The 13,555-nt window shown below is 35.0% G+C and carries 12 protein-coding genes; 3 read left to right on the forward strand and 9 right to left on the reverse strand.

Annotation, left to right across the window (positions count from 1 at the left end; all coding sequences use genetic code 11):
* Positions 1-42: 42 nt before the first annotated feature.
* From bioA to atpD, 9 genes are all read right to left on the reverse strand, one after another.
* The gene (gene bioA / locus C8N46_RS14665) at positions 43-1,308 is read right to left on the reverse strand and encodes an adenosylmethionine--8-amino-7-oxononanoate transaminase (RefSeq protein WP_108115672.1); all 1,266 of its coding nucleotides are present in this window, start codon (positions 1,306-1,308) and stop codon (positions 43-45) included.
* A complete protein-coding gene (bioD, locus tag C8N46_RS14670) occupies positions 1,305-1,919 on the reverse strand; it encodes a dethiobiotin synthase (protein WP_108115839.1) in 615 nt (204 codons plus the stop codon). Before bioD ends, bioA begins: the two co-directional genes overlap by 4 nt.
* Positions 1,919-2,308 (reverse strand): putative signal transducing protein, encoded by a 390-nt coding sequence (locus tag C8N46_RS14675; protein ID WP_108115673.1) that lies wholly within the window; start codon positions 2,306-2,308, stop codon positions 1,919-1,921. Before C8N46_RS14675 ends, bioD begins: the two co-directional genes overlap by 1 nt.
* Positions 2,305-3,399 carry an aminotransferase class I/II-fold pyridoxal phosphate-dependent enzyme gene (locus C8N46_RS14680; RefSeq protein ID WP_108115840.1) on the reverse strand — a complete coding sequence of 365 codons (1,095 nt, stop codon included), beginning with the start codon at positions 3,397-3,399 and terminating at the stop codon, positions 2,305-2,307. The genes C8N46_RS14675 and C8N46_RS14680 overlap by 4 nt, the downstream gene beginning before the upstream one ends.
* 126 nt (positions 3,400-3,525) lie before the next feature.
* Positions 3,526-4,158, reverse strand: a complete 633-nt coding sequence (locus C8N46_RS14685; RefSeq protein WP_108115674.1) for a SanA/YdcF family protein — start codon at positions 4,156-4,158, stop codon at positions 3,526-3,528.
* A gap of 78 nt (positions 4,159-4,236) precedes the next feature.
* A complete protein-coding gene (locus C8N46_RS14690; RefSeq protein ID WP_146169837.1) occupies positions 4,237-4,983 on the reverse strand; it encodes a hypothetical protein in 747 nt (248 codons plus the stop codon).
* A gap of 110 nt (positions 4,984-5,093) precedes the next feature.
* Positions 5,094-5,810, reverse strand: coding sequence for a hypothetical protein (locus C8N46_RS14695; RefSeq protein ID WP_108115676.1), 717 nt, complete (start codon positions 5,808-5,810; stop codon positions 5,094-5,096).
* 292 nt (positions 5,811-6,102) lie between these two features.
* Complete coding sequence (locus tag C8N46_RS14700; protein WP_108115677.1) at positions 6,103-6,396, reverse strand: F0F1 ATP synthase subunit epsilon; 294 nt, start codon at positions 6,394-6,396, stop codon at positions 6,103-6,105.
* A gap of 81 nt (positions 6,397-6,477) precedes the next feature.
* Positions 6,478-7,986, reverse strand: a complete 1,509-nt coding sequence (atpD, locus tag C8N46_RS14705; protein ID WP_108115678.1) for a F0F1 ATP synthase subunit beta — start codon at positions 7,984-7,986, stop codon at positions 6,478-6,480.
* A 354-nt stretch (positions 7,987-8,340) separates the two neighbouring features.
* Here atpD and C8N46_RS14710 point away from each other — a divergent pair, with 354 nt between their 5' ends.
* The 3 genes from C8N46_RS14710 to C8N46_RS14720 are packed head-to-tail and all read left to right on the forward strand — an operon-like array spanning position 8,341 to position 12,812.
* Positions 8,341-8,895, forward strand: a complete 555-nt coding sequence (locus C8N46_RS14710; RefSeq protein ID WP_158269160.1) for an RNA polymerase sigma factor — start codon at positions 8,341-8,343, stop codon at positions 8,893-8,895.
* Positions 8,892-9,686, forward strand: a complete 795-nt coding sequence (locus C8N46_RS14715) for a hypothetical protein (protein ID WP_108115680.1) — start codon at positions 8,892-8,894, stop codon at positions 9,684-9,686. The genes C8N46_RS14710 and C8N46_RS14715 overlap by 4 nt, the downstream gene beginning before the upstream one ends.
* Positions 9,687-12,812, forward strand: coding sequence for a CHAT domain-containing protein (locus tag C8N46_RS14720; RefSeq protein ID WP_108115681.1), 3,126 nt, complete (start codon positions 9,687-9,689; stop codon positions 12,810-12,812). It abuts the gene before it with no gap.
* Positions 12,813-13,555: the final 743 nt, after the last annotated feature.

Raw genomic sequence — 13,555 nt, forward strand, 5'->3', positions numbered from 1 at the left:
ATTGCTTCAAAATTGTTACCTTTTATAGTGTTTTTTAAGAATTTACAACGTATCAAGCGTTTCCCGAATGGCTTGATATATTTTTTGCAATTGCGCATCTGAAGTAATGTAGGGTGCTAAAATGTAAATGGTATTTCCCAACGGACGCAAACAAACGCCTTTGCTCATAAACGAATGGAAAAGCTTGTCGCGCAAGTTTCCATAACGCTCCATTTCGATATTCAAATCGAGTGCGAAAATCTGTCCTTGCTGTCTCGTCGCAGCCACTTTTGGATGTTGTTGTATTTCTTGATTGAATTTTTGGTGAGCTGCTTCAATTCGTTGCAAATTTGCCTGCATTTCATCTGACAGTAACAAGTCAATTCCCGCAATAGCAGCACTACACGCCACAGGATTTCCCGAATAGGTATGCCCGTGAAAGAAGCCTTTTTTTAAGTCGTCCGCATAGAAAGCGTCGTAAATTTTTTGACTACAACTCGTAATTGCCATTGGCACCATTCCTGCAGACAGTGCTTTTGACAAACAGATGATATCGGGTTTGGTTGTGATATATTCGGAAGCGAAGTTTTTGCCCGTTTTCCCAAAACCTGTCATCACTTCATCTGCAATGGTCACTACTTGGTGTTGTTGGGCAATTTTTAAAATTTCGTTGATGTGTTCCGCTTTGTGCATTTGCATGGCTGCGGCACCTTGTACCAACGGTTCGTACACAAAAGCAGCGACTTTATGCGTTGTGATGAGTTCTGTAAAAAGAGCTTTGACTTCTTCTAAATTTTCTGCATTTGGCACAGGAATTCGCGCTACATCGATAAAGAATTCTTCAAACGGTCCGTTATAGACAGATAGCCCTGAAACGGACATCGCGCCAAAGGTATCTCCGTGAAAGCCATTTTCTAACGCGATTATTTTTCCGCGCTTTTCACCGTTGTTAAAATGATATTGCAACGCCATTTTGATAGCAACATCGATAGCAGTGGAACCATTGTCAGAGAAAAATAGCTTTTCTTGGTTTTCGGGAAGAATTTTTATTAGTTTTTCTGAAAGTTCAACAGCAGGTTGATGTGTAAATCCTGTAAATACCACATGATCCAACTGTTGCATTTGCGCTGTTACTTTTTCGATAATGTACGGATTGCAATGTCCGTACACACAAGTGTACCACGATGCAATGCCGTCAATATATTCGTTTCCGTCTTCATCGTATAAAACAGCGCCTTTCGCCTTTGTAATCGCGATGTGATTGGGATGCGATTTGTGTTGTGTTAGCGGATGCCAAAGATGTTTTTTGTCTCTTTCTTGTAAACTCATGCTAGGTTGGATTTGAACAATTCCGCATATTCGCGAATAACATTCTGGTCAAAATACGGTTCTTCATCAATGCGTCCGATAATAGGAACATTCGTCATTTTTTCAATGATGCTTTCCGTTGTAGGATGTTGAGCTCCACTAAAAATAATAGACACGTTGAATCCTTTTTCTTTTAATAAATTCACCGTCAACAAGGTATGATTGATGCTTCCCAAGTAATGACGCGACACCACAATGACGTGATATTCAGGTTTGATGATATCTAAAATGGTATGTTCGTCGTTGAGCGGCACTAATATTCCGCCAGCACCTTCAATAACCAAATGATTTTTAGTTGTTGGTTCTTGAATTTTGTCTAATTGAATAACCAAATTGTCAATGGCAGCAGATGCGTGCGGACTCATTGGCGTGTTGAGCGCATAGCTGTTTGGATGAATTTTAGTTTTTTGATTAGTAATATATTTTTCAATTTTATGACTGTCAGAATTGTTTAAATCGCCAGCTTGTACAGGTTTCCAATAGTCAGCTTCTAATGCTTCTGTGATGATGGCTGAAGCGACTGTTTTTCCAACTTCCGTAGAGATTCCTGTGACAAATATTTTTTTCTGCATTAGTTCGTTTTTGGTTTGAAAATTTCTCCACATACATTACACATATATCGTTTCGGTTCAAAGAACGGAAAGAGTAGATAGAGCAACTTTTTTTGGAGCGGAGCAATTAATATTTTGTTTTCATTACAGTTTGGACATACGATTCGATTGCCTTTGCGGTCTTTTTCGTATTCGCGCAATTCGTTGTATAATTCGGTAGCAGCTTCTTTGTCTTGCAAGTGTACTTGCAGTTTTACACCGCCAATGGCATGACTTACAAGCGGATCGGTATCCACCGTATATTCATCTCGTAAAAAGACTTCGATACCTTGCGATTCAAAGCGTCCTTTCATTACTTGTGCTTCTGCGGTAAATTCAAAAGTGGCTACTGTATAGAAATCATTTTTCATGAGAGATGTTCTTTTAGTCTGTTAATTACTTTTTTTATTTCTGCTTCTGTATTGTACGAATGCAAACAGAAACGCAAACGTTCTTTTCCTGCTGGAACGGTTGGTGACAGAATGGGTTTTACATCAAATCCTTCGGTTTGTAAGGCGTTTGCTATGTTTTTTACCGTGTCATTTCCCGAAAGGATACAACAATGAATAGCCGCATTTCCTTTTATAAAATTCAATTCTTTGGTCGCTTCTTGAAATGTATTTATATTATGTCGCAAACGCTGTTTTTCACTCGTTTTTGAGAGTTCCTCATACGCAATTTTAATGGTTGCAACCGCGTGCGGCGACAATCCTGTGGTGTAAATGAAGCTTCGTGCAAAGTTGACCAAATAGCTTTTTAAGGTTTCGCTTCCCAAAATTGCGGCACCATGACAACCTAGTGCTTTTCCAAACGTGTAGATTCTGGCAAAAACATGCGTTTCTAGCTGTAATTCGTGCAACAATCCTTGTCCATTCTCCCCAAAAACACCTAGTGCATGTGCTTCGTCTACGATTAGATATGCGCCTGCTTTTTCACATATTTCCACCAACTTTTTTAAGTCGGGAGAATCGCCATCCATAGAAAAAACCGATTCTGTTACCACATAAATTTCTTGGTTTGGCGTGTTTGACTGTTGCAGTTTTTGAATTTTTTCGTGTAAATCGTCAAGATTGTTGTGCTTGAATTTGTACGATTTCGCCAAACTCATGCCAATACCATCGCGAATGGACGCATGAATGAATTCATCAAACAAAATTACATCGCCGCGTTGTGGCACTGAGGAGAAGAATCCGATATTGGCATCATAGCCAGAGTTGAAAAGCAACGCTGCTTCGCTGTTGTGAAATTTGCAGAGTTGCGCTTCTACGTCTTGATATAATTGATGATTTCCTGTTAACAATCGTGAACCTGTGGCACCATTTTGTTGCAAATTGTTATCAACTAAATATTGATGTGTTTTTTGAAAAATAGTTTTTGAAGTGGCAAATCCCAAGTAATCATTTGACGAGAAATCAACTTGATTTTTCGAAACTGAGAGCGCACGCAAACTATTGTTTTGCATACGTTGTTGCAGTTTTTCTTGTATTTTTCTGGGCGTTTTCACTGAGTTTTTGTGCTTCGGGCTATCATTTCCTTTTCAACACACAAAAATAGCGATTATTCTATGGAAAGCAGTAGTGAAATGCGCTTATTGAATGGTAATTTTTTCACCTAGAAATTTAGGTTGCGTACCAAAAAGCAAATCCAAACACATTGCTACTCGTGCAAATGCTTCTCTGATTTTTACTTTGAAACCGTTGTTTCCGCCCACATCTTTTGCATTAAAACCAACAGCGTTGATGCCTTTAGCATTTGCAATAGCAATGGCACGTTCGTTGTGAAATTGTTGCGAAATTATCGTAATGCTTTCTTGCTGAAAGATTTCTTTGCTTCGTACGACAGAATCCAGCGTTCTAAAACCAGCATAATCCAAGAATATACGATTTTCGGGAATGCCTGCCGCAATTAAATCTTCTTTGAATGTAGTGGGTTCATCGTAATGAATTGTTCCATTATCGCCACTTATCAATATGTATTCAATTTTTTGTGATTGATAGAGTTTTACCGCTGCGTTGATTCGATATTGATAGAAGAGATTGACGCGTCCGTCACTTAAATATTTTGCTGTTCCGAGTAGTAGTCCGACTTTATTATTCGGTATTTCGTCAGTGTCATTGTATGTTTTTCCTTGTGAAGCTATTTCCACATACACATTGCAGCTTATGATTCCCACAATAAGTACTACTATAAACCAAACACTATATTTCGTCCATTTTTTCATTCGATTTGGTATCTAGGTTCATATAAAAAGACTGCCTTTAAAAAGACAGTCTTTAGTTATTTTATATATTTTGAAAAGTTATAGTGAATTGACAAACGTGATGATTTTGATTAGATCTTCATCTTTAGTCACTTTCAGCTTGTTTTCTTTCATATAATTTTTGATGATATCACTTTTTTCTCCAAATAGTTTTGCAACTCCGCCACGCGTTCTAGAGAGTTTGAGTGCGTTGCCATTTTTTCCTAATTCTATGTAATATTCCGTTTTTTCAGCTTGAAATTCTGTAACTACTTCTGGAACTGGAATCATGTATGGTGAATTTTCGAGTCCGACACTTAGCTTTTTTACATTCTTTTTGTAAAGTGACACTCTGTTATTTTCCAACAAAACTTCAAAGTAGCCAAGTGCGTTTTTATCTGAACGCGGATCCGCATCTAAGATTTTAAAAGCTTTTCCGTCTTCTGCAAAGATAATTTTATTACGATGACGATATTTGTTAATCCAACCTTGTTCCTTGTCTTTTTTGATTTCCATTTCGTCAAAAAATGCATTGTATCGCGCTTGGACTTTCCCAGCAGATGGTGTTGTTTTCAGTTCTTTAAATTCTTCGTCAAAGTATTGCGAACCTTCAGCAACCTCTAATAAACTTTTATCTGGATTCACATAACCCAATCCAAATAGAGGATTGAAATGTGGTACTAGAAAAAATGTGATTGTCGGCGAATTGTCTTGTTGCAGCGTTACCGTTCCTCCTTGTGAATACGATGTTGCCACGAATACTAGTAAAAATGCGCTTAGGCAAATTGTTTTGATAAATGATCTCATAGTGCTTTGGTTTTTTGTGTTAATGTGTCTATTGATAGTAAATAATATCTCACAAAAATCTTACCATTGTACTATTTTTGAGAAGTTTTTTTTACTTCTAAAATCATCTTTTACAAAGAGTTAACATAATTTACTAGCTGAATAGCATCTGCTTCTTTGTTGGTTTTGATGTTGTTCTTTTTAATAAAATTCTTGATATCGCCTTTGTCAGCAAACAGTTTGATGATCGATTTTTTATTTCTTGGAAGTTCAACTACAGTTCCGCTATCGCCATATTCAATGTAAAATTCGCTTTTTTGCTCTTTGTATTTTGCTCTAGTTTCATTGATACTTCCGTAAGCCGCTGCTTTTGACTCTACAAACTTTTTTCGATCTTTTCGATAGAGTTTTACATTTTCGCCATCGGTAAGTTGTATATAATAGCCTAATTTTTCATCGTTACTAGCTTCTGGGTTTTCCAATACTTTATAGGTAATATTTCCTTTGTTTTGCTTGATGACGTATTTTCTGTTTTCTTTATTCATCAACAATGTATCGTTGTTTTGAATAACTTCCATTTCATCGATGGCAGCGTTGTAACGCACAAAAAAGACTTTGTCAATTGGTAAAATTTTAGCCGAATTGAAACTTTCGTCAAAATACGGCGTTCCATCAATATTCGCTTTGAGGATTCTATTTAAATTTTTCTGTAAAATGGCTTGCGAATTAACGTCATTGTGAAACATAGAGGCTTGCACAGCTTGTCTTGCTGTTTGTGCAAATCCGACAAAAGTTACTAGAATAAGACCGCAAAATAGGATGATTTTTTTCTTGAAGTGTGATTTCATAACAGTTTGGTTTTATGTGTGTGAGTGAATTTACGAATTGAAAAGTGTTTATTCCAAATTATTTATTCTTTTTTAATTAGCATCAAATATCAATCCATTTTTAAAAATTCAACAACGCAGTTTCTAAAAGTGTTTCAGTGATTTCTGAAATTAGCGTTAGCGCTTTTATAAAATGAATTTACATTATAGTAAGACAGATTACATAGTATAAGGTTTAATTAAGTGTTTTTAAAAGCAAAAAAGCATCAAACGTTTGTTTGATGCTTTTTATATTTTGATTATAGAAGCTTAATTAATCGGCCAATATAATAACTTTATTATCTTTCATTTCAATAGTCCCAGAATTGATTTGCAAGGTAAGAACTTTATCGTCGTCATTGTGAGGAACGATGGTTCCGTGCAAATCATCCAATTCAAGATGGCTTTGTGTGTGCGTGTGAATTTTCACAACTCCCTCTTTCAAAAGTGATACAATTGGCGCGTGATTATTCAGCATTTGAAACTCTCCATTAATTCCCGGCACAGCTACAGAATCAACTTCTGAACTGAACAATGTAGCTTCTGGTGTAACAATTTCTAAATACATATTCTTTGTTATTAGTTGTTAGTTGCTTGTTGTTAGTTTGAAGTTGACAAACAACTAAAAACTATCAACCAACAACAATAATTACGCTTCTGCAAGCATTTTTTCTCCTGCTTCGATTGCTTCTTCGATAGTTCCTTTTAAGTTAAAAGCAGCTTCAGGTAAATGATCCAATTCTCCATCCATAATCATGTTGAATCCTTTGATAGTTTCCTTAATATCTACTAATACTCCTGGAATTCCTGTAAATTGCTCTGCTACGTGGAAAGGCTGAGATAAGAAACGTTGTACACGACGTGCACGTCCTACCGCCATTTTATCTTCTTCAGATAATTCTTCCATACCTAAGATGGCAATGATATCTTGTAATTCTTTGTAACGTTGTAACAACTCTTTTACACGTTGCGCACAGTTGTAGTGCTCGTCTCCTAAGATGTCTGCTGTTAAAATTCTTGACGTAGAATCTAATGGATCTACCGCTGGGTAAATACCAAGCTCTGCAATTTTACGAGATAATACTGTTGTTGCATCCAAATGCGCAAACGTTGTTGCTGGCGCTGGATCGGTAAGGTCATCCGCAGGTACATATACTGCCTGTACAGAAGTAATAGAACCTTTTTTAGTAGATGTAATACGCTCCTGCATGGCACCCATTTCGGTTGCTAATGTAGGTTGGTATCCTACCGCTGATGGCATACGTCCTAAAAGTGCTGATACCTCAGAACCTGCTTGTGTAAAACGGAAAATGTTGTCTACGAAGAAAAGTACGTCTTTTCCTTGTCCGTCTCCTGCTCCATCACGGAAGTATTCTGCAATTGTCAATCCAGATAAGGCTACACGCGCACGTGCTCCTGGTGGCTCGTTCATTTGTCCGAATACGAAGGTTGCTTTTGATTCTTTCATGGCAGCTTTATCAACTTTTGACAAATCCCATCCACCTTCTTCCATAGAATGCATGAAATCGTCTCCGTACTTGATAATTCCAGATTCTAACATCTCACGTAAAAGGTCATTTCCTTCACGCGTTCTTTCTCCTACTCCTGCGAATACTGAAAGTCCACCGTGACCTTTTGCAATATTGTTAATCAACTCCTGAATTAATACCGTTTTACCTACTCCGGCACCACCGAATAACCCAATTTTTCCACCTTTTGCATACGGCTCAATCAAGTCAATTACTTTAATACCTGTAAATAATACTTCTGTAGAAGTTGATAAGTCTTCAAATTTTGGTGCTTCTCTGTGGATTGATAAACCGTTGTCACCATCTTTTGGCAACTCTCCTAATCCGTCAATAGCATCTCCGATTACGTTGAATAATCGACCGTACACATCGTCGCCTATAGGCATTTTGATAGAGTCGCCTGTAGTTTGTACGTCTGTACCTCTACTGAGACCATCTGTTGAATCCATAGAAATGGTACGTACTGTATTTTCACCTACGTGTGATTGTACTTCTAGTACTAATTTTGTACCATCTTCTTTTGCTATTTCTAATGAATCATAAATTCTTGGAAGTTCGTTCCCAGCGCTGAATTCTACATCAACAACAGGACCTATAATTTGTGCAACTTTACCTGTAACTTTTGACATTACTTAAGTGTTTAATGTTTAGGTTATTAAATACTGAAAAACGGTTTTCTATTTTTATGCTAAAACATGACCTTTTTTCGCGGTGCAAAGATATATTTTATTAATTAAATAAGTAGTCTTTTTAGGATGTTTTTTTAGAATTCTAAAAAAACTATTGTTTCTATGCATTTTCTTAGGTCTTCTTAAAGTTTCATATTGATAAAATGCACTTAATTTAAAAATTTATTGCCGCAAAAATCTGTGATTTTCTTTTTATATTTGGCCTCCAAAAAAAATCAAGTCACTGATAATCTACTGATAGTGTTTATTTACCACTTGAGTGATAAAAATTGATAGTCACCAATGTCACAAAAAATGATTCTTTTTTTAGAAAATCTTTCTGATGGAAAACAAGAAGAAGTCATTTTGTTGTACCAAAAAGTTTTTCCAAAAATTGAACATTATGTGTTGAATAATAATGGTCGCTTAGGCGATGCAGACGATATTTTTCAAAGGGCATTGTTACAACTTATTGTTCGTTATAGAAAAGAACCGTTTGACATTCACGCTTCTTTTGAAAACTATTTTTTTATGGTGTGCAAAAATTTGTGGCGAAGAGAATTGAATAGTACTAGACTCACAATACATAATTCCGATTTACTCAATAATGTACCTGACGAAACGGACAATGCCTTTGCAATTGTTGAACAGGAACGGTATGATCTTTTTACTGAAAAGCTAGCAGCACTTTCCGACAACTGTAAACAACTGCTACAATTATTTTTTAAAAAGACTCCGTATGATGTTTTAATGCATAAGTTTAACTATAATTCTGAAAGTGTCGTAAGACAACGTATCTTTAAGTGCAAAAATCGGTTGGTTGAGCTTATTAAAAAAGACAATCGTTATGATAATTTAAAAGATGTATGAAAATCGAAGACGATATATTAATTGAGAAGTTTTTAAAAAATACGCTCTCTGATGAAGAACGCACTTCTTTTATGAAGAGAATGGCATCTGATACGTCTTTTAAAGAACATGTTATTTTAGAACAACAATTATTGGAAGTTTTAGGTGATAACTATTGGAGTTTTGCAACCAATGAAAAAAATGCGAGAGTAGTTGCCTATAAAAAAATACTTGAAAGCGAAGAAACACAACAATTAAAAACAACAATTGCCGAAACTCTTGAACAGCACAAACAACAAGCTTCCCAATCATCAGTAAAACATGCTTTTAGTTTGTCGTTTATTTTAAAAGTTGCTGCTGTGTTTTTGATTTTCTGCATATCAGTATTTTGGTATTTTTCCAGCAATACAACTATTGATTATGCTGCGGCATCAAAAAGAGCTTGGGATAAAAATATAGGATTGGATTTTGCATTGCGAAGTACTTCTGCTGACACTGTTAAAGTTTCTTTAGAAAAAGCGTTGTATTATTACTCACATCAAGAGTATGATAGCGTGTTAAGCACACTGAAACCATATCGTGATGCTAACCATCAATATAAAGATATTTTGTTAATGCGCGCTTTGGCTCATTATCGATTACATTACACAAAAACCGCAATGACAACTTTAGATTCTGTAGCAATACACGCACCTAAGATTGCAAAATGGTATCGCGGTCTTATGTATTTGGATCAACATAAAATTGAAGAAGCTTCACTTTTTTTAGAACTCCCTTCTGAAGCAAATCAAGAAATTAAACTTAAAGAATAAATGCGAAAAATTATTTTTTTGGCGTGTACATTCCTTTTATTTGGAACGAACACTTTTTTACAAGCGCAAGAAAAACAAGCAACTGCCTCCGACTATATAAATGACGGAAACCATTTGTTATTTTACGGAAAGTATCTCGATGCTACGCAACTGTTTCAAAAAGCATTGAAGATTTCAGAAGAAACGCAAGATTTTTTACACATTGCAGCTTCTTACAATGCGTTAGCTAAAGCTTCTTTTTCGCAATCACAATTAATGCAATCGTATTCGTATGCACAACAGGCTTTGGTACATAGTGAAAAAGCAAAAGAGGTTGGAAAAAGAGAAAAAGCTACCGCTTTGGAAAACTTAACTACTATTGAAAGTATTATTGGAAAAACTAAGGATGCTCTTAAAAATGCGTTGGAAGCGTTGGAAATTCGCCAAACATATTTTAAAGATGAAAAACTTGCGTTGGTGAATTCGTATTTGAATTATGCTATCGCATTACATACCAACCGAAAGTTGCCCGAAGCAATGGAAAACTTGGACATTGCCATTTCTATTACCGCTGAAAATTCACCTCAACTCACCATTTTACATGCAGATATTATGGAGCTGAAAGGGCAAATTAAGTACGATTTAGGTAAAAACGGTGAGGCGTTGTCGTACTTTGAAAAAACATTGCAATTAGCACAGCAAGTTTATGAAAAAGATCATCCGTATTTTGGAAAGGTGTATAATGAAATGGGATTGATTTATTCTATTAGAGAGGAATTTGGCGAAAGCTTAGAATATTATAAAAAAGCGCTGAGTTTAAGCATTCAAAATTACGGTATAGACAATCACGATGAACAAGTGCGAATTCATTTTAATATTGGCACAGCATATTTTAATCAAAATTTAATTGAAAAAGCGTTATTTCATACGAAAAAGACCTTAGAGTTAGGCACACACTTTTATGGTGCATCGCATCCAAAAATGTATTATCCATACAGCCAACTTGGAAATATTTACGGAGACGAACGCGGAATTCCATATCTTGAAAAAGCGCTTGCCATTTGCTTGAATGCTCCAAAAGTAAATTATGTAATAGTGTCGTACTTGTATGAATATCTTGGACACATCAATTATAGAATAGAGAACTTACAACAAGCGTTGCATTATTATCAAAAATCGTTGGAGATTAGAGAGCGAATTTACGGGACACAGAATGCAAGCACCATTAAAACATATAATCATATTGCCAAAATTTACACTGAATTACAAAATTTTGAGAAAGCTTTGGCGTATAATCAGAAAGCCATTCAAGCCAATCAACTTACACAAATTACAGATACCAATCGTTTTTCTTCAAAAAGTTATGTGGACACCGATATGCCGCTAGAGAACACAAAAACGAAAGCTGATATTTTACTACATCTTTACGAAAACACGAAAGAAAAAAAGTATTTAGAAGAAAGTATTCAATATTATACAGATGCGATTTCTTTTATCAAACTAACACGTGCATCAAAGCGCAATTACGCAGATAAAATCAAGTTTTCGGAAACGATTAAGGCGCTGTATGCAAAAAATATTTACACCTCTTTAGCGCACTACGAATTGTATAAGGATGATTCTTCTTTAAGAACTGCTTTTACAGCTTCAGAACAAAGCAAAGCGCATGTATTGCGATCATTGTTAAAAAATACGGAACAAAAGCGTCAAATGCATCTTCAAGAAGATATTCTAAATTTAGAACAAAGCATCAACGACGAACTTGCTGTGTTGCAGTCAAAAATTCTTGTTGAATCTACCAAAAAAGAAGCTGATAGCATCCTACTATATACCTTGGAAGGTGCATTTTTTGATCTTTCCAAACGAAAAGATTCTCTCGAAAAAAGCATTGAACACACGTTGCCAAAGTACTATAAACTCAAATATGAAGATCGTGTAATTACGCTTCAAAATCTTCAAGAAAAATTAAACGATAAAACCACCTTGTTAGAGTTTTTTAAAAACCACAACATGCTGTATGTATTTATTGTTACTAAGAATACGTTTCGAGTTGAAAAATTGGAAATTGAAGATTTAGACAATCAAATTAAAGAATTCAATAACGCAATCGTAGAAAAAGACACTAAAAAATTTACTGAACGTTCAGTGCATTTGTACGAACAACTATTCGCGCCCATTCGAAATTATTTTGTGGGAGATGAGCTTCTTATTATTCCTGATGAATCGCTTTGGCATTTACAATTTGACCTGTTGCTAACCCAAGATTCAAATACTGATACAGATGCTTATCTTTTGCACGACTACGCGATTAGTTATGCAAATTCTGCGAGCTTATTGTTTGAAAATACTGAAAGTAAGAATGTTGAAAGCATCCAAAACGATTGTATTGCATTTTCATTTACCAGCAAGGATAGCATTCATGCGGTTTCTTCTGCAATTTCATTATCCGATTTACGAAACTCTCAAATAGATTTGCCTGGTACGCGAAAAGAAATTGCTGAGATTTCAAAAATTTTAGAAGGCTCCTATTTTTATGGAACAAAGGCAAATGAAGCAAATTTTAAGGAACAAGCCGCAAAGTATAAAATTATTCACTTGGCACTTCACGGCGATATTGACAACCAAAATTCCAATAATTTAAAAATTTATTTTTCTAAAGGAAGCGATGAAGAAGATGACGCTTTATTTGTACATGAATTGTACAACCTTCACATTCCTGCCAGTTTGGTAGTTTTAAGTGCTTGCAATACAGGAAGCGGAAAAGTCAATAAAGCGGAAGGCATTCAAAGTTTGGGAAATGCTTTTCAATACGCAGGCGCGAAAAGCTTGTTGTTGAGTCGATGGGAAATTTCAGATAAAACGACTCCCGAATTTATGCGCTATTTCTACAAGCATATCAAAGCTGGATTGCCGAAACACAAAGCTTTACAACAAGCAAAGATTGATTTTTTAACACACACAGATTCGTTTACCAATGCGCCGTTTTATTGGGGAAGTTTTTATGTGCTAGGAGACACGCAACCTATTGTATTGTCATCATTCAATTACACGTACTGGATTATCGGTATTGTTTTGGGTGTTTTATTACTATTAGCGGTTATTTATAGAAAAAGAAAAGCATCTTCAGAATACGATTTAAGACCTTAAAAAAGTAAACTTCATCTTTCTATTTTCAATAAAAGTGAAAAAATATAGGGTAACAAAATCATTTTTTTTGAACTATACGTTATGGGGGATTCTTGTATAGAGTCGAAAAATAACATACTAATTCAAAAATTATGAAAAAAAGAAGTATTGCATCTTTACACTTAAACAAAAAGTCAATTTCTAACTTAAATGTTGAAAAAATAAAAGGAGGAGAAACTTCTAGTCCAGTATTTTCTAATTGCTGTATATTCAAGAAAGGATAAACCAATGAACTTCTATAAAATGCGAACTCGAGTTCGCATTTTTTTTGCTCGTATCTTTCCAACTATAAATACCTCATAATCAACTACATTTTAATTTTTATTTATTTTTTTCAAAAAAAGTAGAAAAATACTGGGTAACAAATCTCTTTTTTTTGAACTATTATATAAGGGAATTTTATATTGTATATCGAAATATAGAAGCACGATGTTTGTAAGCACGTTTTTACAAGATTTCTTTTATTGTTTCGCTTTATGCAAAAACTATTTTTCTCTTCTTGAATTCAACATCAAATAAACATTTTATATAAAAAACATTAAAACCGTAACAAAAAGCATCATTACCTATTGAAGTTGATGTTTTTTTAAACAATATTCTTTCGCGAAGAATAGACGCATTGGTGAGCGTCTTTAAGTGTTCACTTTTTATATTATTTTAGAAATTATACATTATGAAAAAAAGAAATCTTACATCGTTAAACT

The organism is Kordia periserrulae, assembly GCF_003054265.1.
GTDB lineage: Bacteria > Bacteroidota > Bacteroidia > Flavobacteriales > Flavobacteriaceae > Kordia > Kordia periserrulae.